Origin of the sequence: Mycolicibacterium nivoides, from assembly GCF_003855255.1 — a bacterium.
Classification (GTDB): Bacteria; Actinomycetota; Actinomycetes; order Mycobacteriales; family Mycobacteriaceae; genus Mycobacterium; species Mycobacterium nivoides.
Genome location: NZ_CP034072.1, coordinates 5,210,278 through 5,231,688 on the forward strand (window position 1 = coordinate 5,210,278; position 21,411 = coordinate 5,231,688).

General features: G+C 66.7%; 20 protein-coding genes. 7 read left to right on the plus strand and 13 right to left on the minus strand.

Annotated elements, in window-relative coordinates; genetic code table 11:
* Nucleotides 1–42 precede the first annotated feature (42 nt).
* Nucleotides 43–1,779, minus strand: coding sequence for an alpha/beta hydrolase family protein (locus EH231_RS25465; RefSeq protein WP_124713549.1), 1,737 nt, complete (start codon nt 1,777–1,779; stop codon nt 43–45).
* A 141-nt stretch (nt 1,780–1,920) separates the two neighbouring features.
* Here EH231_RS25465 and EH231_RS25470 point away from each other — a divergent pair, with 141 nt between their 5' ends.
* Nucleotides 1,921–2,562 carry a TetR/AcrR family transcriptional regulator gene (locus EH231_RS25470; protein WP_124713550.1) on the plus strand — a complete coding sequence of 214 codons (642 nt, stop codon included), beginning with the start codon at nt 1,921–1,923 and terminating at the stop codon, nt 2,560–2,562.
* 10 nt (nt 2,563–2,572) lie between these two features.
* Here the strand turns inward: EH231_RS25470 and EH231_RS25475 are convergent, their stop codons facing one another.
* A complete protein-coding gene (locus EH231_RS25475) occupies nt 2,573–3,454 on the minus strand; it encodes an SDR family oxidoreductase (protein WP_124713551.1) in 882 nt (293 codons plus the stop codon).
* Nucleotides 3,455–3,530: 76 nt separating this feature from the next.
* Between EH231_RS25475 and EH231_RS25480 the strand changes: the two genes are divergently transcribed.
* Nucleotides 3,531–4,091: a TetR family transcriptional regulator gene (locus EH231_RS25480; RefSeq protein ID WP_124713552.1), complete on the plus strand. Its 561-nt coding sequence runs from the start codon at nt 3,531–3,533 to the stop codon at nt 4,089–4,091.
* 10 nt (nt 4,092–4,101) lie between these two features.
* On the opposite strand, the gene EH231_RS25485 is transcribed toward EH231_RS25480, so the two are convergent.
* The 3 genes from EH231_RS25485 to EH231_RS25495 are packed head-to-tail and all read right to left on the minus strand — an operon-like array spanning nt 4,102 to nt 7,333.
* A complete protein-coding gene (locus EH231_RS25485; RefSeq protein ID WP_241177805.1) occupies nt 4,102–5,604 on the minus strand; it encodes an MlaD family protein in 1,503 nt (500 codons plus the stop codon).
* Entirely contained in the window at nt 5,605–6,462 is an 858-nt protein-coding gene (locus EH231_RS25490; RefSeq protein WP_090424443.1) for an ABC transporter permease, read from the minus strand.
* A 1-nt stretch (nt 6,463) separates the two neighbouring features.
* On the minus strand, nt 6,464–7,333 hold the full coding sequence (locus tag EH231_RS25495; RefSeq protein ID WP_044515848.1) for an MlaE family ABC transporter permease: 870 nt from the start codon (nt 7,331–7,333) through the stop codon (nt 6,464–6,466).
* Nucleotides 7,334–8,060: 727 nt separating this feature from the next.
* Here EH231_RS25495 and EH231_RS25500 point away from each other — a divergent pair.
* A complete protein-coding gene (locus tag EH231_RS25500) occupies nt 8,061–9,086 on the plus strand; it encodes an NAD(P)H-dependent glycerol-3-phosphate dehydrogenase (RefSeq protein WP_044515846.1) in 1,026 nt (341 codons plus the stop codon).
* 80 nt (nt 9,087–9,166) lie between these two features.
* On the opposite strand, the gene EH231_RS25505 is transcribed toward EH231_RS25500, so the two are convergent.
* Nucleotides 9,167–9,772 carry a helix-turn-helix domain-containing protein gene (locus EH231_RS25505; protein ID WP_241177806.1) on the minus strand — a complete coding sequence of 202 codons (606 nt, stop codon included), beginning with the start codon at nt 9,770–9,772 and terminating at the stop codon, nt 9,167–9,169.
* Between the two features lie 117 nt (nt 9,773–9,889).
* Between EH231_RS25505 and EH231_RS25510 the strand changes: the two genes are divergently transcribed.
* Both EH231_RS25510 and EH231_RS25515 read left to right on the plus strand, forming a co-directional pair.
* A complete protein-coding gene (locus EH231_RS25510) occupies nt 9,890–11,035 on the plus strand; it encodes a zinc-binding dehydrogenase (RefSeq protein WP_090424442.1) in 1,146 nt (381 codons plus the stop codon).
* Between the two features lie 18 nt (nt 11,036–11,053).
* Nucleotides 11,054–12,493, plus strand: coding sequence for an APC family permease (locus EH231_RS25515; protein ID WP_090424441.1), 1,440 nt, complete (start codon nt 11,054–11,056; stop codon nt 12,491–12,493).
* Between the two features lie 3 nt (nt 12,494–12,496).
* Here EH231_RS25515 and EH231_RS25520 read toward each other — a convergent pair whose 3' ends face one another.
* From EH231_RS25520 to EH231_RS25535, 4 genes are all read right to left on the minus strand, one after another.
* Nucleotides 12,497–13,012 carry a hypothetical protein gene (locus EH231_RS25520; RefSeq protein WP_090424440.1) on the minus strand — a complete coding sequence of 172 codons (516 nt, stop codon included), beginning with the start codon at nt 13,010–13,012 and terminating at the stop codon, nt 12,497–12,499.
* A gap of 51 nt (nt 13,013–13,063) precedes the next feature.
* A complete protein-coding gene (locus EH231_RS25525; RefSeq protein WP_044515841.1) occupies nt 13,064–13,381 on the minus strand; it encodes a hypothetical protein in 318 nt (105 codons plus the stop codon).
* A gap of 119 nt (nt 13,382–13,500) precedes the next feature.
* Nucleotides 13,501–15,021, minus strand: a complete 1,521-nt coding sequence (locus tag EH231_RS25530) for a sensor histidine kinase (RefSeq protein WP_090424439.1) — start codon at nt 15,019–15,021, stop codon at nt 13,501–13,503.
* 7 nt (nt 15,022–15,028) lie between these two features.
* Nucleotides 15,029–15,802, minus strand: coding sequence for a response regulator transcription factor (locus EH231_RS25535; RefSeq protein WP_044515838.1), 774 nt, complete (start codon nt 15,800–15,802; stop codon nt 15,029–15,031).
* A 477-nt stretch (nt 15,803–16,279) separates the two neighbouring features.
* On the opposite strand from EH231_RS25535, the gene EH231_RS25540 reads away from it, so the two are divergent.
* Complete coding sequence (locus EH231_RS25540) at nt 16,280–18,445, plus strand: SulP family inorganic anion transporter (RefSeq protein WP_124713553.1); 2,166 nt, start codon at nt 16,280–16,282, stop codon at nt 18,443–18,445.
* Between the two features lie 111 nt (nt 18,446–18,556).
* On the opposite strand, the gene EH231_RS25545 is transcribed toward EH231_RS25540, so the two are convergent.
* A complete protein-coding gene (locus EH231_RS25545) occupies nt 18,557–18,925 on the minus strand; it encodes a VOC family protein (protein WP_090424438.1) in 369 nt (122 codons plus the stop codon).
* A gap of 59 nt (nt 18,926–18,984) precedes the next feature.
* Between EH231_RS25545 and EH231_RS25550 the strand changes: the two genes are divergently transcribed.
* Complete coding sequence (locus EH231_RS25550; protein ID WP_124713554.1) at nt 18,985–19,437, plus strand: MarR family winged helix-turn-helix transcriptional regulator; 453 nt, start codon at nt 18,985–18,987, stop codon at nt 19,435–19,437.
* A 6-nt stretch (nt 19,438–19,443) separates the two neighbouring features.
* Here EH231_RS25550 and htpX read toward each other — a convergent pair whose 3' ends face one another.
* Both htpX and grcC1 read right to left on the minus strand, forming a co-directional pair.
* Nucleotides 19,444–20,319, minus strand: coding sequence for a zinc metalloprotease HtpX (htpX, locus tag EH231_RS25555; protein ID WP_090424436.1), 876 nt, complete (start codon nt 20,317–20,319; stop codon nt 19,444–19,446).
* Nucleotides 20,320–20,393: 74 nt separating this feature from the next.
* Nucleotides 20,394–21,401, minus strand: coding sequence for a nonaprenyl/(2E,6E)-farnesyl/geranylgeranyl diphosphat synthase (grcC1, locus tag EH231_RS25560; protein ID WP_164481012.1), 1,008 nt, complete (start codon nt 21,399–21,401; stop codon nt 20,394–20,396).
* Nucleotides 21,402–21,411: the final 10 nt, after the last annotated feature.

The following is a 21,411-nucleotide window of genomic DNA, read 5'->3' on the forward strand; positions in this document are numbered from 1 at the left end:
ATATGGGCCGAATCATGGGGTGACACGCACCGATTTCAACGGTCAGACGGACACCAGAACAGACTGGCCGGCCAGCGGTTCGTACACCGCGTACGGGAACAGGGCATCCAGGATCGGCCCGACCAGCCCGTCCCACGGGGTCGCCTGCACCGGCTCCGTCGAAGTGAATGGCAGAACCACCGCGGTCGCGGTGCCCGACGGGGTGGGAATCTCGATGCTCTGCTGCGGCTCGCCGTAGACACCGGTGTCGGTGCCGTCGTACATGTCGTTGATCCAGCCGGCCGAGATCGCCTTCACCGCATCGACGTTCTGCGGTTGGGAGAATCCGGCGATGAGGTATTCGGCGAACTGCAAGATGGGATTGGCGCCCTGCAGACCGTCGATGTGCCGCCCACCGACCATCATGACGCCGTTGAACTGCCCGGGCCGGGCGGCCTGTAGTTCGTCTCCGACGGTGCCGTTGCGATTCCACACATACCGTTCGGATGAAATGAGCAGCACCGGGCGGTAATTGGCGCCGCTCAGGTCATCCAGCGCCTCGGGCATGTCGTTGTGGGTGTCCACCGCGTCGAGCAGAACCACTCCGGCCAGATCGTCGACCGCACCGTTGCCGACCATGCGTCCGGCGGCGCCGGTCACCAGCATGCCGCCCAGGGAGTGGCCGACCAGAACGAACTTCGATGGCAGCGCGACCGGATGGCCGGCCGCGGCACTGGCGCTCGCGGTCAGCTCGGCCCGATCGCCGGCGAACAGGTCGGCGACGGATTGCTGCATCGGCTCGCCGCCGATCCATTCACCGCTGGGGTCGAACAGGTTTGACGATAACGTCGGCACGACCACGATGCTGTTGGTCTCCTCGGCCAGGTATGCCGCGGTGTAGCTGTACATCGGCCCGGTGGCCATGAAGCCGTGCTGCAGGTAGATGACACCGGTCGCCGAGTCCGGGTCTTCCGGGAAGTACCAGTCGGCCCGCACCGTCTGGTTGGTGCCCGGCATGTCCAGCGTCGAACTGCGGACGGTGACGTTGCTGCCCGGCGGGAGCACCGGCGGGCCCGAGAACACCTGCAGCGCAGCGCCGACCACGTTGAACACCAACGAGCCGACGATGTTGACCAGCGGGACCGATCTCTGCTCGGCTGCGGGAGTGCTGACGGCCGCGGCCAGTTGGGCGATCGGTCGCGAGGCCTGAGCGGTCGACACCCGGTCGGCGATGCGGTCGGCGACCGTGTTCACCTGCGCGAGCGGCGCCTTCGCATCAACGGGGTGGGTAATGGCGTCGATCGCGTCGGCGATGTCTGGCGCGGCTTTCTCGACCGCAGTGGTGTCGGCGAGTTCGGAAATCTCTGGCGCGGCACGTTTCGTCGTGGCTTTGGACCTCGGAAGTGATTGCACGGTCCGGAGGTTCGGCGTGCGTTCGGCAAGGTCGGTCAGCACGGTCCGGGTTCTGGTCTCGATGTCGTCGACCGCCTTGGAGAGCGGTTTCGGCAGAGACAGACGCGGACGCTGACGCGGCGATGCGTCGTCAGCCTGCGCGCTGTCCGCCTTCGCGTCGACAACCCGGCGCAGCTTGTCTTTGCGCGGGCCGAAGCGTGCGGGTTTGTCCCGCCGCGCCGACGATTTGTCAGAGTCGTTGGCGGACTGCGTAGTTGATTTGCCACCACCGGGGTCGGCGTGTGCCGTCGTCACCGTGGTCGCGATCAACCCCATCCACAGGGCGACCACCAGCACGCCCCACCCCATCGCCAGCACCGCTTTGATTGCACTCCCCCGTTTGATCACGCAGGCACGCTAACCGGCGGCATCTACCGCCCGCAGGAAAATGAAACAAATTGCCGAAAATGCTTCTTTAATGCTGCAGAAGCTGCGCCGCCCCGTCCGGCATACTGAAACCCCAATTACACCGCCGATCAGGACAGTCGATTGTCAGCACCAGCACGCCGACCCCGTGGGCGCCCGGTGGGCGGCGGCAACAGCGCCGAGCAGGCTCGCGAAGTGTTGATGGATGCCGCCGAGCACCTGTTCACCACCCGCGGCTACCGGGGCTCGACCATGGAGGTCATCGCCCACGAGGCCGGCTATTCGCGTACCGCCATCTACCGTCAGTTCGCCAACCGCAACGAGCTGATCGCGGCGATGGTGCAGCGCACCACACAGCGGCACATGGCCTCGATCCTGACGCGCATCCCCGAGAACGCCGGCCCCATCGAGCTTCTGGTCGAGAGCATGGTCATCGTGGCCACCGAGTTGGTCGCCGATCCGCTCCTCAACACCATCGCCGATCAAACCCCCGACGGCACGATCGCGTCGTTGATCGCCAAGGACTCGGAGCTGACTGAAATGGTGACCGTCACCGTCGAGGGCATCATCGCCGACGACGCCACCCAGTTCCGGCCCGGCGTACACCCGAACGATCTGGCGCAGTTCATCATTGCGACCGCGCTCGGCTTCCTGGTGAACGCCGTGCCGGTCCGCAACGACCCGGCGGTGGCGCGGCGCTACATCGAGACGTTCATCCTGCCGGCCATCGTGAAGAAGCCACCGCCGCCACGTCGGGTGTTCTGATTAGCGCCGGTCATTCGAAGTAGTGCCCGCGGTCGAGATCCTCGAGCAGTCCCGCTCCGGACGGCTGCCAGCCGAACCGCTGCCGGGTCAACGCGCTCGACGTCGGGACGTCGAGCGCGAACATCCCGCCGATCCACCCGAAGTGCTCGAAGGCTTGGTCGACCGGGACCGTGGTCACCGGCACTCCCAGATGGCGACCGATAGAGGTGGCGATGTCACGGCCGGCGATACCCTCCTCGGCCACCGCGTGCAGAACCGTCCCGGACGGCGCCTGCTCCACGGCCAGCCGGAACAGCGGGGCGGCGTCGACGCGGTGCACCGCCGGCCAGCGGTTGGTCCCTTCACCGATGTAGGCCGAGACACCTTTCTCCCGGGCGACCTGGATCAGCCGTGGCACGAACCCGTGATCACCCTCTCCATGCGTCGTCGGTGACAGCCGCACGATCGAGGCGCGCACTCCCTTGTCGGCGAAACCGAGCACCGCGGGCTCGGAGTGCCGGGGCAGCCCGGGTTGGAACGGGTCGTTCTCGGTCAGTACCCGACCGGCACTGTGCCCGGCCACGCCGGAGGTGACAACCAGCGGACGGTCCGAGCCGGCAAGGGTCGTACCGAGGACCTCGATGGCCTGACGGTCCAGCTCTCCGGCGTCGGCGAAGTTGTCGAAGTCGTGATGAAAGGCCAGGTGGATGACGCCATCGCTGGCGTCGGCCGCGGTACGCAGGCTGTCGTGATCGTTCAGATCGCCGCGATGGACGCGGGCGCCGGCCGCACCGATCGCGTCGGCCGAGGCGTCGGAGCGAGCCAGTCCGACGACGTCGTGACCGTGGGCAACCAGATCACGAACCACCGCAGTGCCCACAAAACCCGACGCACCCGTGACGAAAACCTTCATGGAATCCTCCCGATGTCAGTAACTGTCATCACTGCCAACACGATGACAGCCACTGACATTCCCTAGGATCACATCCATGAGCCGCTGGGAGCCCAACGCGAGCGACCGCCTGCAGGAGGCGGCCCTGCAGCTGTATCTCGAGCGCGGGTTCGACCAGACCACGGTCGCCGAGATCGCCGAGCGGGCCGGGCTGACCGAGCGCACCTACTTCCGGTACTTCGCCGACAAGCGCGAGGCACTCTTCGGCGGACAGACCATGCTCACCGAGCTCTTGACCGGCGCGATCGCCGACGCCCCGGCCGGCGCGCCGCCACTCGATGTGGTCGGTGTCGCTTTGACCGCACTCGGCCCGGTGTTCGACGGGCGGCGCGACCATGCCCTGCGCCGGCAGTCCGTCGTCGACGCCAACCCCGCGCTGCAGGAGCGCGAGCTGATCAAGCTCGCCACTCTGTCCGAAGAGATGGCCGAGGCGCTGCGTGCCCGCGGCATCGACGATGCGGCCGCGCGGCTGGCCGCCGAAACCGGCATGGCCGTGTTCAAGGTCGCGTTCGTTCGATGGGTGCACGACAGCACCGACGGCGGGCTGGCCGAGATCGTCACATCGACGATGAACGACTTGAAGGCGTTAACCGCCTAGCGACGCCGGGCTACTCGCGCTCGCCGCCGTAGGCGCTGGAATCCTCCAGGATGGCTTGCAGCTTGCTCTCCGGGCCCGACCCGACACCTTCGCGCTCACTGAGATGGAGGTCCGGGGCACTGGTGTTCTTGTCTCCCAACGGCAGACCGTCGGGCCCAACCGGTCCGAGGATCTGCGCCGGGTTCGGCGCGCCGGGGTCGGCCATCTGCAGTGGGCCATCGCCGGGGCCGCCGGGTGCCGGTTGCTGACCCGGCGGTGGTGGCGGTGCCGCCGGCAAGTTCTCCCCCGGCAGCGACGGCAACGGCGGAGTCTCCGTTGACGATTGACCGCCACCGGGCGCGAGCGGCGGTAGTTCGGGCGCCCCGCCCTGTCCGAGTGGCGGCAGCGCCGGCGCCTGACCCGGGCCCTGCGGTGGAGGAGGTGGACCTTGGCCCTGGCCGGGTACCTGTTGTTGGCCCGGAGCCTGGCCCGGGCCTTGGCCAGGGGCCCGGGTGTAGGCGTAGCTCGGCGTCAGCGACAGGTTCACCCGCATGTTGCCGAAGTCATGCTCGGGGATCCAGACGTGGTCGAAGAACTTGCCCGACAGCTGATTCAGCTTGACGAAGGCCGGAACCCAGTTGTTGGAGGTGTCTGCCAGCACACCCAGGACCGGTGTCAGGTTGGAGGTGGTCTTGACCAGCTGATCGGTGTGGTTGTCCAGCGCGGTATGGGTCGTACCCACGGTGTTGATCCCGCCGTTGATCATCGTGTTCAGCTGTGAGCGCTGCTGGACCAGGGTCTGCATCGGCTGCACGGCCTTGTGCAGGGCATCGAGCAGATCCGGCGCGGTCTGCTGCAGCCCGTGGGTCGCGTCGATCAGGGCGGAGACCGTGGTCTCGCCGGGCTCGGTGGCCACCACCGAGTCGAGCTGATCGATCAGCCGGTTCAATTGCGCTCCGCTGGTGAGCAATTCGGTACGGCGGTTCTCGGTCGCGGCGTTCACCGCGGCCAGGATGCCCACCGTCTTGTCCTCACGACCGCGCCCGGTGGCGGCCAGCACGTCGCGCAGCTTGCTGATCGTGGTCTGGAACAGCACCGTCGGCAGTTCGGTGTCCTCGGGAATCTGAGCACCCGCGGAAATAGGCGCGCCCGGGCCCCTGTCGACGAGTTGCACCGACGACACCGCGAACACATTGCTGGGCACCACGCGTGCGGTCACCGTGTTGGGGATGGAGCCCGCGTATTCGGGTTTGAGGTCGATGTGGACGAAGTTGGGGTCGCCGTTGGCGGCCGGGACGACATCGTCGACCATCCCGACGAGTACGCCGTGATACTTGACGTCGGACCGCTGCGGCAAGCCGTCGCCGACATTGACCAGGGCGGCCACCACCGGCACCCGGGCATCCAGCCGCCCGGTGGCCTTCACCAGAAGGAACGTCGAAACCAGTGCTGCCACAACGAGTACCGCGGCACCGCAGGCGAGCAGTTGACGGTCGGTCGGGCCGCGCCCGTCCATTTCCAGCGAGTTGCCCATCTAGCCGCCGAACCTCGCTCCTGAATCGACCGTCCACAGCGCCATGGTGAGCAGCATGTTCACGATGACCACCACGGTGATGCTGGCCCGCATGGCATGGCCGGCGGCCACTCCCACGCCCACCGGTCCGCCCGAGGCGTAGAACCCGTAATAGCACTGCACGGTGGAGGCGATCCACACGAAGATGACCGCCTTGAGCACCGAGTAGAGGATGTCCTGCCCGGACAGCATGAGGCTGAAGTAGTGCAGGTAGGAGCCGCTCGAGCCGCCGCTGATCAGGAAAACCACGACCTGGGTGGTCAGGTAGCTCACCGCCAGACAGAGCGCGTAGAGCGGGATGACCGCGATCACCGCGGCCATCAGCCGCGTGGTGACCAGGTACGGGATCGGCCGGATGGCAATGGAATCGAGCGCGTCGATCTCCTCGGCGATGCGCATCGACCCGAGCTGCGCGGTGAACCGGCAACCGGCCTGGGTGGCGAAGGCCAGTGATGCGGCGATCGGCGCCAGCTCACGAGTGTTCACCAATGACGAGATGATGCCGGTGGCCGGGCCGAGCCCGAGGAGGTCGAGGAAGTTGTATCCCTCGATGCCGACGAGCGCCCCCATGGTGATGCCCAACACCACCGCCACCCCGATGGTGCCGCCACCGACCACGAGTGAGCCATTGCCCCAGGCGATGTCGGAGAGCAGCCGGACGAATTCACTGCGGTAGTGCCGCAGCACGATCGGCACCGCGGTCAGTGCCCGGACGAAGAACACCATCATGTGGCCCAGCCGCATGACCGGCTTGGAGGCCCGTCTGTACAGCCGCACCCAGGGCGCGAGTATCGGTGGGACGAACGTCGAGGCTGTCATGTCACAGCCCCACTCTGGGGAACAACATGATGTAGAGCTGGCTGATCGCCACGTTGACCACCATCAGCAGCAGGATCGACTCCACCACCGCCGCGTTCACCGAGTTCGCCACGCCGGTGGGACCGCCCTTGGTGGACAAACCCTTCTGGCACGACACCACGGCGACGATGGCGCCGAAGATCACCGCCTTCACCAGGGCCACGATCATGTCGCCGGTGGTAGCGAACGAGGCGAAGGTTGCCACGAAGCTGCCGGGGGCGCCGTTCTGGAAGTAGACGTTGAACAGAAAGCTCGCCAGGAAGCCGACGAAGCACACCACCCCGGTGAGCGCGACGCCGATCATGATCGCGGCGACGAAGCGCGGCACGACCAGCCGCTGAATCACCGAGACGCCCATGACCTCCATGGCATCGGTTTCCTCACGCATGGTCCGCGAACCCAGGTCGGCGGTGATCGCCGACCCGACCGCGGCGGCCATCAGAACGGCGGCGACCAACGACGCGGCCTGCCGGATCACGGCCAGCCCACTGGCCGCACCGGCCAGCGACGTCGCGCCGACCTGCCCGGCCAGCAGGGCGAACTGAATCGAGAGGGTGACGCCGATCGGCAGGGCCACCAGCACGGTGGGAAGCACGGCCGTACCAGCCATGAAGGCACCCTGGCGGACGAACTCCTGCCATTGGAAGCGACCCGTCAGAAGGTCGAGGAAGAGAATCTGGACGGTCCGGACTCCGAGGACGAACTGGTCCCCGACCGTGGTGAGCGACGCCAGCGGATGACGCCTGGCATAGCCGGTGGCCCAGTTCTCGATGGCGTCGATTCCGCGTTCCGGTTCGACCCCATCAGCCACACTCTCAGGCGGCGCCGTCATCCTCTCTCATTAAGAAGCAGAACGAACACAGACAATCCCTCCCCAGGCCGAGATATGGCCACCGCCGGCCGGATAACTCGCAGTGGTTGGCACCGTAACGTCGGCGCTCATCCCTCGTCAATGTTTTGCCGAATTATCATTCACTTAGCGAGGTTGGCTCATCAATTTCCGGCAAATCCGTAGCCACCCTCAGCGCATCGCCACTTCCACTCCGACGCACGGGCGAGTGCTTGTCACTTCCTGTATCACCTGTAAATACAGTGCATTCAGGCCCCAGCGGACGCCCTTCGCATTGACGCCGACGTAAGGGGCGCACCCCGATCGGTCACGGATACGCGCTCCGCGGACGAACTCACCACGGAATCAGTGCCCCGCATGCCCGTTAACTTTGCCGATCATGTCGAAACCGCGCGAAAAGTTCCCGGAATTTTGCCGGCGGGTGGCGCCCGGTGCCAGGCTCGCCGCTGCGCCGAAGTCTACTGACTACAGGCGATGTCAGTCGGGTTTCGGCGGATCTCATGCGCGCACCGACAGCAGCTGCATCCAGGCCATGACCATACTTTAAAGTATGGTCATGGTGAGCGGAAGAGGGATCACAGGTCCAGCGGAGCAGATGGCCTCGATCATGGCGATCGACGGAAGATGCGAACGGCGGCGAACCGTCACCGGCTGACCCAGTTCGACAACTTGGGCTCAGCAACGGCGTCTCGGCAATACTCTGATCGCCATGGCACCAGCGCAACGCGAACCCAACGTCGTCGTCCTCGGCGGAGGATCCTGGGGCACCACCGTGGCCTCCATCTGCGCTCGGCGCGGGCCGACGTTGCAGTGGGTGCGCTCGGAGGAGACCGCCAAGGACATCAACGACAACCACCGCAACACGCGCTACCTGGGCAACGAAGTCGCACTCCCCCAAAGCCTCAAGGCCACAAATGATTTCAGCGAGGCCGCCAACTGCGCCGATGTGATCGTGATGGGCGTGCCGTCACACGGCTTCCGCGGGGTGCTGACCGAACTGGCCCGCGAACTGCGGCCATGGGTCCCGGTGGTCTCCCTGGTCAAGGGCCTCGAGCAGGGCACCAATCGGCGGATGAGCGAGATCGTCGACGAGGTGCTGCCCGGACATCCGGCAGGCATCCTGGCCGGGCCGAACATCGCCCGCGAGGTGGCCGAAGGCTATGCCGCCGCCGCCGTGCTGGCCATGCCCGATCAGCACCTGGCGGCCAACCTGGCACAGCTGTTCCGCACCAAGCGATTTCGCACCTACACCACCGACGACGTGATCGGGGTGGAGATGGCCGGGGCACTCAAGAACGTCTACGCCATCGCCGTCGGCATGGGCTATTCACTGGGCATCGGCGAGAACACCCGCGCGATGGTGATGGCCCGCGCGGTCCGGGAGATGTCCAAACTCGGCGAGGCGATGGGCGGGCACCGCGACACCTTCGCCGGCCTGGCAGGCATGGGAGACCTCATCGTCACCTGCACCAGCCAGCGCAGCCGCAACCGCCATGTCGGCGAGCAACTGGGTGCCGGCAAGACGGTCGACGAGATCATCGCCTCGATGAATCAGGTCGCCGAGGGCGTCAAGGCCGCGAGCGTGATCATGGAGTTCGCCGACAAGTACGGGCTCAACATGCCCATCGCCCGCGAGGTGGACAGCGTGATCAACCACGGCGCGAAGGTGGAGGACGCGTACTACGGACTGATGGTCGAGAAGCCCGGCCACGAGGTGCACGGCTCGGGATTCTGAGTTGTCTGCGCCGAGAGTGACGCCATGGTCGTTGCGCCTCGCTGACGACGACCACTACGTCACTTTCGCGGACCCTGCCGTCAGGCGCCGCGCACCGCGGCGCGGAAGTCCTCGGCCCCGACCGGCGGCGCGATGGTCCAGAGCACCTCGGCCTCCCCTTCGGTCGGGTTGTGCCAGTCATGCAGTTGGGTCGCTCCGAAGGTCATGCTGTCGCCGGTGTCCAGCAACGTGGTCTGCCCCTCGACGGTGATGCTGAGCCCGCCCTTGAGCACGTAGACGAAAATCGTCGCGGCATCGAGCCGGTAGGCCCCGCCGGAACCACCGCCCGGCCGCATGACGGTGTGCATCACCTGCACGTGGTGTTCGGACTTCGGGGTCAGCAATTCTTCCCGGACCCCGTGGCCGCCCATCTCCAGCGGCGCCCCGGCCCCGCTGCGCACCACCGGCGCCGACGGGTACTCGAACAGGTCACCTACGCCGATCTCCAGGGCGTCGCAGATCCGCATCAACACCGGGACCGAGACGTTGGTCATCCCCCGCTCGGCCAGGCTCAGGAAACCCTTGGTCACCTCGGCCCGGGCGGCCACCTCGGTCAGGCTCAATCCACGCTGACCACGGAATTCGCGCAGCCGCGCCCCGGCCCGCCCCATGCCGGTCTCCGTGCCGGTCTGCTGGCCGTCCCCCACTGCAGCTGCCCCTTCCTGTTGACGCCCGTTCGTTTAGTGGTGTAAAACACGTTCCATCGTTTTATGGCATTGAACCCTACACGTGGCGGTGCCCCCCGAAGCACAGAAAGGCACGCGGTGTCTGCACCTGCAACCGAACCCAACGGCGAGTCGACGCGAATTCAGGCCGCCGTACTCGACGGCAACGGAACCATCAGCATCGAGCACGTCGACCTCGCCGCCCCCGGCCCGGGCGAGGTCCGGGTCGAGATCGCCGCCGCCGGCGTCTGCCACTCCGACCTGCACGTCACCACCGGAGCCTGGGACGTCCCGGCGCCGGTGGTGCTGGGACACGAAGGATCGGGCGTGGTCACCGCGGTCGGCCCCGGCGTCGACGACCTCGAACCCGGCGACCACGTGGTGCTCAGCTGGGTACCCGGCTGCGGCGAATGCCGCGCCTGCCAGGCCGGCCGGCCGGCCCAGTGCGCGCTGGTCGCGTCGGTCGTGGCAACCGGCGGCACCCTGTACGACGGCACCACCCGGCTGTCCAACGAACGCGGCCAGATCCACCACTATCTCGGGGTGTCCTCCTACGCCGAGCAGGTCGTGGTTCCCCGCAGCGGCGCGATCAAGGTCCGCAAGGACGCACCTCTGGAAGACATCGCGATCGTGGGCTGCGCGATCGCCACCGGTGTGGGCGCGGTGCGAAATACCGCAGGCGTACAACCCGGTTCCACCGTCGCGGTGATCGGCTGCGGCGGGGTGGGCCTGGCCTGTGTGCAGGGCGCCCGCCTGGCCGGTGCCTCGCGCATCGTGGCGGTGGACGTCGTCGCCGAAAAGCTCAACCTGGCAAGCAAACTCGGGGCCACCGACACCGTCGACGCCTCGGCGGTCGAGGACGTGGTGGCCGCCCTGCGGGAGGTGCTGCCTGACGGGTACGACTACATCTTCGATGCCATCGGCAAGATCGCCACCACCGAGCAGGCCATCGCCGGGCTGGGCCTCGGCGGGGCCGCCGTCATCGTCGGTCTGCCGCCGGCCGGCGAACGCGCCAGCTTCGACCCGCTCGCGCTGGCCGAGGCCGATCAACGGATCCTGGGCTCCAATTACGGCTCGGCGGTGCCCGAGCGTGACATCCCGCAACTGGTCGACGAGGTCATGGCGGGCAACCTCGACCTGGCCTCGATGATCTCCGCCCGGCGGCCACTGGCCGAAGCCGCGGCTGCCCTCGACGACCTGGCCGCCGGCCACGCATTGCGTCAACTACTCGTCCCCAACGCCTGACAAGAATCGAGATCCCAAGTGACTGAAGATCTTCAGACCCGGGCCGAGACCCCGGGCGGGGATGCCGGGCTGCGCCGCGGGGTGATGGGTGGCGGAGAACTCGCCGCGCAGGCCATCGCCAACATCGCGCCGAGCGCCGTCATCGCGTTCACCGCCGCCGCCATCTACACCACGGCCAGTAACGGCACGTGGATCTCGTTCGCGCTGGCCACCGTCGTCATTCTGTCGGTGGGTTACTGCATCTCGCAGTTCGCCAAGCGCCGCTCGAGTGCGGGCTCGCTGTACAGCTATGCCGCGACCGCACTGGGACCGTTCGGCGCCTACCTGACCGGCGTCAGCCTGATCATCGGATGCTTCGGGATCGCCGCAGGTTCGCTGAGCGGCTCGGTGGCCTATACCGCCACCCTGCTCAACCAACTCGGCATTCCGGTCCACGGGGTGGCCGCACAGATCGTGCTGGCCGTCATCCTCGGCGCGCTGGCCACCTTGTTCACCATCCGCGGCATCCGGCTCTCCGCACGGGTTTCCCTGGTGCTGGAACTGATCTCGGTGTCCATCATCACCTTGCTGCTGGTCTTCACCCTGGTGCACCTGGGAGCGAACGCCTTCGACGCCGACCAGTTCGACCTGACCGGCGCCAAGCCGTCGGGAATCGCGGTGGGCATGGTGCTGGCGATCCTGGGCTTCGTCGGATTCTCCAGCGCCGACGCCCTGGCCCGGGAGGCCAAGGATCCCTACCGCGCGGTGCCGCGGGCGATCATGTGGAGCGCCGCGGGCGTGGGTGTGCTGTACGTCTTCGCGGCCTACACCCAGGTGGCCGCGCTGGGACCCGACCTCGGCGAATCCGCCCAGCCGCTCAACGATCTCGCGACGCTGGTCGGCATGCCGGGCTGGTTCAACCCGATCCTCAACTTCGGTATCGCCGCATCGTTCTTCGCCGTGGTGGTCGCACCGATGAACGTCATCGGACGCATCCTGTACGTGATGGGCAAAGAGGGTGTGGTTCCGTCGGCGATCGGCCGGACCCACCCGACCCACCTGACCCCGCACCGCGCCCTGATCTCGGTCAGTCCCCTGGTGATCGCGGTGCCCGTGGTCCTGTACCTGGGCGGCGTCGATGCGATGGATGTCGTGACCTGGGTGGACACCTACGGGACCTACGGTTACATGGTGGCCTACGCCGCTGCCGCGATCGCGGCCGTCGTCTTCCTGCGCAGTATCAAGGTCCGCGTCCCGCTGGTCTGGCCCGCCGCCGCGTTGGCCATCGGGTCAATGGCATATGTGTTCTACGCCAACGTGTATCCGGTTCCGGCCTACCCGCTCAACGTGATCCCATGGCTGTTCCTGGCCACGGTTGCCGCCGCGCTGGCCTGGTACTGGATTCTCAGGCGCCGGTCACCGGAAGTGATCGCGAAGATCGGGACCAGCGACATGGAGACGCTCGAAGGAATCGGCTGAGCGTCAGCCGATCTGGAAGGTGGGTTTGAAGTCCGATTCCTGCTTGCCGATGACGAAGCTGCCCGCCGGGCTGATCACGAAACCGGACTGATTGCGCCCGTCGATGCATGACGTCGACACACCGTCGGTGCCGCAGCTGATCGTCTGGTAGCTGATCCGCGAGTTCGGCGGCAACGGCTTGGGGTTCTCCACGACGCCGAACACCGGGGCCGGCGAGCTGGCGAACCCGGGAACCCCGGGGCCGCCGCTGACCAGGTTGGCACCGTTGGGTGCGGCGGGGATCGGGCCGCTGCAGCCGTAGGTGCCGCTGCGCTGCACCACGCAGGTGATGCCCTCGGGGATGCTGAAGGCGTACCAGTTGTTGTCCATCACCGCATATTCAGAGGTCTTGACCGGCGGATACGCGTTGACGTTGGGGGCGGCCGGCCCGGGTTCCGGCTCTGCGGCCGCCACGCCGGGCACGCTCATCACTGCCGCCCCCGCGACGCTCACCAGGCCAATCACCACTCTGCTCAACACGCGGCCACCCTAACCCGGGGCGGTAGTGCGGTCCACCGCTCCGGGTTTCGGCTACTTGCCGCCGCAGGCGAGGTCGACGTACACCGTGGTGTAGCGGACCCGCTCCTCGGTGTTGCCCCGAGGCGCCGCCTTGAGTTCGGTGATGTCACGACCCGGACGGACCGCCTTGACGTTGCAGTCGTTGATCGAGCCGCTGCCGACGCGGGACAAGATGACGCGGTAGCCCTCGTCCTCCAACTGCTTGATGGTCTGCTGGGCCGACCCTGTCCCGCTCGGTGCCGCAGCAGCCGGGCCGGCCAGTGCGAGCGCACCCACGGCCAAGCCGGTTCCGATGGTGGCGACAACGGTGTTTTTGACGGTGTTCCTCATTGAACTACCTGCCTTCCTTGCTGAATTGATTTCAGCCTATGCAGGTAATTCGCCCGCGTCCATCAACTCATATTGAACGCATACGAAGGAACGCATATGAATTGCCGGGCATTGAATATTCATGCGGGATTCATATTTTTCAGGTGCCCGGCAGCGGCGTCCGGAGCGGACTCACCGGCCAGTGGGATACGCACAGTGAACACTGTCTCACCTGGCTTCGAGGCTACGGCGACGGTGCCCTGGTGAGCCTCGACAATCGTCGCGACGATGGCCAGGCCCAGCCCGGTGCTACCCAATTCCCGCGACCGCGATTTGTCGGCCCTGACAAATCTTCCGAATAGATTCGGCAACAATTCCGCATCTATTCCCGGACCGTCGTCGGTAACCGTTAATTCCGCGAATTCTTTGGCCTCGGTCAATGCAATGGTGACCGTCACACCGGGCGGTGTGTGCACCCGGGCATTCGTCAACAAATTGCTGACCACTTGATGCAGCCGGGCGAGGTCGCCGCGCACCCACAATGGATCGTCGGGCAATTCGGCCACCCAGTGATGTTCGGGTGCGCCCACCGCAACGTCGTTGACCGCATCGACCACCAGATCGCTCAGGTCGATGTCGTCGGTCTCCAGGTCCTGCCCCTCGCTCAGCCGGGACAACAGCAACAGGTCACTGACCAACCCGGTCATCCGCCGCGCCTCGGCCTCGATACGGGCCAGCGCGTACTCGGTGGTCGGCGGCAGGGTCGCGCTGTCCTGCCGGGTGAGCTCGGCATAACCCTGGATCGCCGCCAGCGGGGTGCGCAGCTCATGGCTGGCATCGGTGAGGAACTGCCGCGTGCGCCGATCGGAGGCGGCCAGCTCGGCCAGCGCACTGTCGACGTTGGCCAGCAGCTGGTTGAGCGTCTCCCCGACGATTCCGACCTCGTTGTCCGGATCGGTGTCCTTGTCACGCACCCGCGCCGTGATGCGGTGATCGCCACCGTCCAACCGCAGTGTCGCCACCTTGGCCGCTGTGGCCGCGACCCGGCGCAACGGCCGCAGGGCGATACGCACGACCGCAACCGTGCCCAGCGCGGTGACGATCAAGGCGACGACGATCATCACCGCGACCGTCACCGTCTTGCGGGCGATCACCAGGTTCGCGCTCTCCATGGACACCCCGGACACCAGCACATCGCCGTCGCCCGCCGGCTGGCTGGCCAGCCGGTACGAGCCGAGCACCGGGAGCTTGACCGTGCGCGGGTGCTCGTCGGTCCAGGCGTACTGGTCGAGGGCGCGCGTCACCGAGACCGGAGCCGGGTGCGGCTCACCATCGGAGAACACCGCCGACTGGATCACCTCGCCGTCGTGCAGCACCGCGATCAGGTTGCCGGGCGCCTGTCCGACGAACGCGGTGAGCGCCTCGGCGTCGGCGGTGAGCACGTGCCCGGCCTGCCCTTCACGCCACTTCTCATAGGAGTGGCTGAACGCCGCCAACGACCGCGTCACCTCGGCATCGCTCATCGTCGACACATAGGTGTGCAGGCTGTACACCGACAACGCGCCGACCGCGGCCAGCGCCACCGTGACGATCGCGCTGACACCCAGCACCAATTGGCGGCGTAGCGAGCGCGGCCACCACCACTTGGTTTTGGGCGGCATCAGCGGGTCACGACGCCGGCCGCAACATGTAACCCACCCCGCGCACGGTGTGGATCATCGGCTCGCGGTCGGTGTCGACCTTCTTGCGCAAATAGGAGATGTAGAGGTCCACGATGCTGGACTTCCCGCCGAAGCCGTAGTTCCACACCCGGTCGAGGATCTCGGCCCGGCTCAGCGCCCGGCGCGGATTGCGCATCAGGTAGCGCAACAGCTCGAACTCCGTCACCGTGAGGTTGATCGGCTCACCGGCCCGGGTGACCTCACGGCTGGCGCCGTCGAGCACCATGTCCCCGACCTTGAGGGTTTCGTCGGCCGGCGGCGTGGTGTGGCTGGACCGGCGCAACAGCCCGCGCAGCCGGGCCACCAGCTCCTCGAGGCTGAACGGCTTGGTCATGTAGTCGTCGGCCCCCGCGGTCAGACCGGACACCCGGTCCAGCACCGAATCCCTGGCCGTCAGAAACAGCGTCGGCGTGTAACCGTCGGCCTCACGCATCCGCTGCAGGATCTGCAGCCCGTCGATATCGGGCAGCATGATGTCCAAGACCACCACATCCGGTTCGATCTCGTCGAACTTTGCTACCGCGTCGTGGCCGTTGTGCGCCACATCGACTTCCCAGCCCTCATAGTGCAGGGCCATCTTGACCAGGTTGGTCAGCGCCGGCTCGTCATCGACCAGCAACACCCGGATAGCTGATCCGTCGGCGCGGTGGATCTTCGGCAACTGTCCGAGGATGGCCTGGCGGGGTTGCTGGGCTCGGGGGGATACGGACATCGTCGTCATGCTTCCATTGTGCGGAGCACACAGAGTGTTGTCACGGAGTTCATATGGAGTTCTAAGGGAATGCCGTTTCTATGATTCTTCTATGACCTCCGTCACCTTTGTGACCAGTGGTGACCTGGCTCAAAAATATTGCGATACATACAGTTTCAAACGAGTAGATGAACAATTGGTGCCGCCGATCGCCATTTGTTGAATGATTTCCCCTGCGCACCAGGCATATTCACTGGGTGCGATACCCCACCGAAACATTTGGGTTCTCTATGCATGGCCCAAACTTCCTTGCACGGGCTCACAGCGATAAATACGCTCGCCCACAGCAATTGGGTGTTGCCCAGCTACATATGAGCCGTAAGTCGACTTGTGTCGCACTGTGCTCCAACACCTTTCGCAGTTGTTACCGACAACGGCGTCAATAACTTTGTGCGGACTCGCAACGAGGCGGGTCCGCGCATCACCAACTCCAGACGGAGGCGCGTCATGCAGCAAACCACCCAACTCGCCGAACGGGCCCGGGCCGTTCTGCGATACGACCTGCCCGCCTCACTGGTGGTGTTCCTTGTCGCCCTGCCGTTGTCGCTGGGTATCGCCGTCGCCTCCGGCGCTCCGGTACTGGCCGGCATCATCGCCGCCATCGTCGGCGGCATCGTCGCGGGCGCCCTGGGCGGATCACCGCTACAGGTCAGCGGACCCGCGGCCGGCCTGACCGTCGTGGTGGCCAGCATGATTTCGCAGTTCGGCTGGGCGGTCACCTGCGCCATCACCGTGTGCGCCGGCATCCTGCAGGTGCTGTTCGGACTGAGCCGGGTGGCGCGCGCCGCCCTGGCCATCTCTCCCGTCGTGGTGCACGCGATGCTGGCCGGCATCGGCATCACCATCGCGCTGCAGCAGATCCACGTGCTGCTGGGCGGCAGCTCCAACAGCTCGGCCTGGGCCAACGTCGCCGAACTGCCGGGCCAGCTGATCAACGCCCATGGCCACGGCGTCATCCTCGGTGCGCTGGTGATCGCGATCCTGGTGGCATGGCGCTGGGCTCCCAAAGCCGTGAAGAAGGTGCCCGGTCCGCTGGTGGCCATCGTCGGTGTCACCGCGCTGTCGCTGCTGGCCCCGTTCGGCGACGTCACCCGCATCCAGATCAACGGCTCGCTGATCGACGCGCTGGCCCTGCCGTCCTTGCCCCAGGGCAACTGGGGCGCGTTCGCCGCCGGTGTACTCACCGTCGCGCTGATCGCCAGCGTCGAGAGCCTGCTGTCGGCGGTGTCCGTGGACCGGATGCACACCGGCCCGCGCACCAACTTCGACCGCGAGATGATCGGCCAGGGCGCTGCCAACATCGCCTCGGGCGCCATCGGCGGCCTGCCCGTCACCGGCGTGATCGTGCGCAGCTCCACCAACGTCGCGGCCGGGGCCCGCACCCGGGCGGCCGCGATCCTGCACGGCGTGTGGATCCTGATCTTCGCCGTGCCGTTCGCCGGCCTGGCCCAGATGATCCCCACCGCCGCCCTGGCCGGCCTGCTGATCGTCATCGGCTGCCAGCTGGTCAAGCGTGCCCACATCGAAACCGCCAAGCGCACAGGCGATCTCGCGGTCTACGCGGTCACAGTGGTCGGCGTGGTGTTCCTCAACCTGCTCGAAGGCGTGCTGATCGGACTCGCACTGGCGGTCGCACTGACCGTGTGGCGAGTGGTGCGCACCAACATCGTCTCCGAGCCCACGGGTGAGGACACCTGGCGCGTCGCCATCGAGGGCTCCTGCACCTTCCTGTCCCTGCCGACCCTCACCAGCGCGCTGGCGCGGGTGCCGTCGGGCGCCTCGGTGACCGTGGAACTGTCGGTCGACTTCATCGACCACGCCGCCCACGAGACCATCGAAGAGTGGCAGCGCCAGCACGTGGCCACCGGTGGCACAGTCGACATCCACGACGTCGGTGTGGTCGAGATGAGCAGTGCCGTCGCCGGCCCGCCGATGCGTGGCTTCACACCGTTCGACAAGCGCTCCGGCGTGGTGCCGTGGAGCTCCTGGCAGGGCGAGGAGTCGGCGTCCGTGCTGCACGGCCTGGCCGCCTACCACCGTCGCACCGCCCCGGTGCTGCGGCCGCACATGCAGGAACTCGCGCATGCGCAGCGGCCCGAGACGCTGTTCCTCACTTGTGCCGATTCGCGGGTGGTGCCCAACGTCATCACCAGCAGCGGTCCGGGAGACCTGTTCACGGTGCGCAACGTCGGCAACATGGTGCCCGCCGGTCAGGCCGATGCCTCGATCGAGGCGGCCATCGCATTCGCGGTCGACAAGCTCAACGTCTCCTCGATCGTGGTGTGCGGGCATTCGAGCTGCGGCGCGATGACCGCGATGCTGGGCAAGACCGACGCGGGCGACGAGCATCTGGAATCCTGGCTGGCCCATGGCAATCCGTCCATCGCGGCGTTCGACGACGGCCGCCATCCGGTGGCCCGGTCAGCGGCCGAAGCCGGCTTCGGGATGGTCGATCAGCTGTCGATGGTCAACATCGCGGTGCAGGTGCAGACCCTGCAGGCCCACCCATTGGCGCGGCGGGTCAACGTGATCGGCCTGTTCTACGACATCGCCAGCGCCGGCGTGCTGCGGGTGACGCCGACGCACGTCGAGACCCTCGCCGACGCCGCGTAGGTTCGCTCTTCGCACGGCTTGCACCGCGAGCGTGCGTGTCTGGTGCCCGACACACTGTGTTTCGGCAGCAGTTCACGCACGCTCGCGGTGTCTTGTCGGTCCTCCGGTCGCTCAGGCACGGTCGTGGAGAGTGACCTGATAGCCGTCAGGGTCGGCGAAGGTGAACGTCCGGCCGAAGGGTCCGTCGATCGGCGCGGAGACGATGGGGTGCCCGTCGGCGGCGAGAGCATCGTGAATGGCCTGGACATCCGTGGCGTGGAGCCAGATCGCGGCACCGATACCGGGCTGAGCGACGGACGCGAGGTCGGTTCCGGGAATCACCTCGCGGAGTGCGAACGCGATCGGCCTGGTCTCGAAGACGACGGCGTGCGGAGGTCCGGCCTGCGAGCGGACGAGACCGAGGTATCTCTCGTAGAACGCCTGCGAAGCGTCGAGGTCGCGCGCTTGGAGCGAGATGAAGTCGGGGCCGGTGGCGGGCATGATGATGCTCCTTTCGTGTCAGTTTTCTGACATGATTGAACCTATGTCAGAATGCTGACATGAGTCAAGACGGCGTCGACCTTCAGACGTCACTGGGCTACCTCTTGAAAGAGGCGTCGAGTGTCCTGCGCGCTGCCATGGAGGAGGCGCTGCGGCCGCTCGGGATGAACGTGACGCGCTACGCCTGCCTCGAGCTGCTGGCTCAACGACCGGGCCTGTCGAACTCCGAGCTCGCGCGGGGCGCCTTTGTGACCCGGCAGTCGATGAACGTGCTGCTCCAGGCCCTCGAACGAGAGGGCTATGTGACCCGGCCCGCGGAGGCACCCGTCGGGAAGGTTCTTCCCACCCGGCTCACACCGCGCGGCCGGCGCAGCCTCGACAAGGCGACCGTGGCGGTCCGGTCCGTCGAGGTCAGAATGCTGGCCGGAATGACCGAGACCGAGCAGTCAGACGCGTTCCGGATCCTGCAGAGCATGATCCGCTCGCTGCGCGACGGCAACGACGGCGCGTAGCTCGGATCAGTAGTGGCCGGGACCGCGGCCGGCCATGTCCTCCAGGCGGCGGATCCGGTCGTCGATCGGCGGGTGCGTCGAGAACAGCTTGCCGATGCGCTCGCCGGCCCGGAACGGGCTGGCGATCATCAGGTGCGCCTGATCGGCCAACTGGGGCTGCGGGGGCAGCGGCGCCGCCTCGACCCCACCGGAGATCTTGCGCAGGGCCGAGGCCAATGCCAGTGGGTCACCGGTCAATTCGGCACCGGACTGATCGGCCTGGTATTCCCGCGAGCGCGACACCGCCAGCCGCACCACGGTGGCCGCGATGGGACCCAGCAGCGAAACCAGCAGCATGGCAAGCGGATTGCTGCCCTCACGGTTGCCGCCGAACATTCCCGCGAACATGGCCATGTTGGCCAGGGCGGTGATCACCGACGCCATCGCGCCTGCCACACACGAGATCAGGATGTCGCGGTTGTAGACGTGTGAGAGCTCATGGCCGAGAACCGCTCTCAGTTCACGCTCATTGAGGAGCTGCAGGATGCCGGTGGTACAGCACACCGCGGCATTGCGCGGATTCCGACCGGTGGCGAACGCATTCGGGTTGGCGGTATCGGAGATGTACAGGCGTGGCATCGGCTGATGCGCCGTGGTGGCCAACTCCCGCACAATCCGGTAGATCTCGGGCGCCTGCACCTCGGTGATCGGCTGAGCGTGCATCGCGCGCAGCGCCATCTTGTCGCTGTTGAAGTACACGTAGGCGTTCATGCCGACGGCGAACAGCACGGCCAGGTACATCACGTTGCGGCCGAACAACGAACCGACGAACACGATGAACGCCGACATTCCGACCAGCAGGAAGAATGTCTTGATCCGGTTCGCGTGCGGGTTCCACGTCATCGCAGTTTCCTCCTAGGCAACTACTCGGCAACCATCGCTGATTAAACGCTCAGTTACCGTCCGTGGTTCCGGAATCAGCCGTGGCGATTGACCGTGTAGTCCACGAGAGTGGCCAGCGCGTCACGCCCCGGCCCGGCCGGAAGGCCTGCCAACTCCTCGCGCGCCTGCGCCGCATACTCGGCCACCATCTCCTTGGCACGTGCCATACCCGCCGATCGCCGCAGCAGCGTCAGCGCCTCGGCGACGTCCTCGTCGCGCTCGACCGGGCCCGCCAGCAACTCGCGCAACCGCTCGGAATCCGGGCCTGACTCGCGCAACGCGTAGAGGACCGGCAGGGTGTGCACGCCCTCGCGCAGGTCAGTGCCCGGGACCTTGCCCGATTCGTCGGGATCGCTGTCGATGTCGATGATGTCGTCGGAGATCTGGAAGGCGGTGCCCACGATGCCGCCCAGCCGGTGCAGCCGGTCGATCTGGTCGGCGTCGGCGCCCGAGAACGTGGCACCGAACCGGCCCGAGGCGGCGATCAGGCATGCGGTCTTCTCGTAGACCACCTTGAGGTAATGGTCGACGGAGTCGACATGCTCGGCCGCACCGCGGGTCTCGCGCATCTGGCCGGTAACCAGCTGGGCGAATGTGTCTGCAATCACACGGACCGCGTCGGGTCCGAGCAGCGAAACCAGCCGCGAGGCCGTGGCGAACAGGTAGTCGCCGGCCAGGATGGCGATGTTGTTGCCCCACCGGGCGTTGGCGCTCGGCGCCCCGCGCCGCATCTGGGCCTCGTCCATCACGTCGTCGTGATACAGCGTGGCCAGGTGCACCAGCTCGATCACCGCACCGGCGATCGCGACCTCAGGATCGTCGGGCCGGGGGCCCAGGGACGCCGAGAGCACGGTGAACAGCGGGCGGAACCGTTTCCCGCCGGCCTGAAACAGGTGCTGGACCGCCTCGGCCATGAGCTCGTCGGCTTTGCCCAGCTCATCAGACATCAGTTGTTCGATCCTGGCGACGCTGTCCCGGACGTCGGCGGCGAACGCCGCGTCCCCGAAATCAACGCCTGCCACCACAGTCGCTGGTGTCCTCATTCGTCCAACA

Bases quoted from the DNA above. Each gene is read 5' to 3' on its own strand.
- EH231_RS25475 (WP_124713551.1), bottom strand. From the start codon at position 3,454: ATGAAGGTTTTCGTCACGGGTGCGTCGGGTTTTGTGGGCACTGCGGTG.
- EH231_RS25480 (WP_124713552.1), top strand. From the start codon at position 3,531: ATGAGCCGCTGGGAGCCCAACGCGAGCGACCGCCTGCAGGAGGCGGCC.
- EH231_RS25485 (WP_241177805.1), bottom strand. From the start codon at position 5,604: ATGGGCAACTCGCTGGAAATGGACGGGCGCGGCCCGACCGACCGTCAA.
- EH231_RS25490 (WP_090424443.1), bottom strand. From the start codon at position 6,462: ATGACAGCCTCGACGTTCGTCCCACCGATACTCGCGCCCTGGGTGCGG.
- EH231_RS25495 (WP_044515848.1), bottom strand. From the start codon at position 7,333: ATGACGGCGCCGCCTGAGAGTGTGGCTGATGGGGTCGAACCGGAACGC.
- EH231_RS25500 (WP_044515846.1), top strand. From the start codon at position 8,061: ATGGCACCAGCGCAACGCGAACCCAACGTCGTCGTCCTCGGCGGAGGA.
- EH231_RS25525 (WP_044515841.1), bottom strand. From the start codon at position 13,381: ATGAGGAACACCGTCAAAAACACCGTTGTCGCCACCATCGGAACCGGC.
- EH231_RS25530 (WP_090424439.1), bottom strand. From the start codon at position 15,021: ATGCCGCCCAAAACCAAGTGGTGGTGGCCGCGCTCGCTACGCCGCCAA.
- EH231_RS25535 (WP_044515838.1), bottom strand. From the start codon at position 15,802: ATGACGACGATGTCCGTATCCCCCCGAGCCCAGCAACCCCGCCAGGCC.
- EH231_RS25540 (WP_124713553.1), top strand. From the start codon at position 16,280: ATGCAGCAAACCACCCAACTCGCCGAACGGGCCCGGGCCGTTCTGCGA.
- EH231_RS25545 (WP_090424438.1), bottom strand. From the start codon at position 18,925: ATGCCCGCCACCGGCCCCGACTTCATCTCGCTCCAAGCGCGCGACCTC.
- EH231_RS25550 (WP_124713554.1), top strand. From the start codon at position 18,985: ATGAGTCAAGACGGCGTCGACCTTCAGACGTCACTGGGCTACCTCTTG.
- htpX (WP_090424436.1), bottom strand. From the start codon at position 20,319: ATGACGTGGAACCCGCACGCGAACCGGATCAAGACATTCTTCCTGCTG.
- grcC1 (WP_164481012.1), bottom strand. From the start codon at position 21,401: ATGAGGACACCAGCGACTGTGGTGGCAGGCGTTGATTTCGGGGACGCG.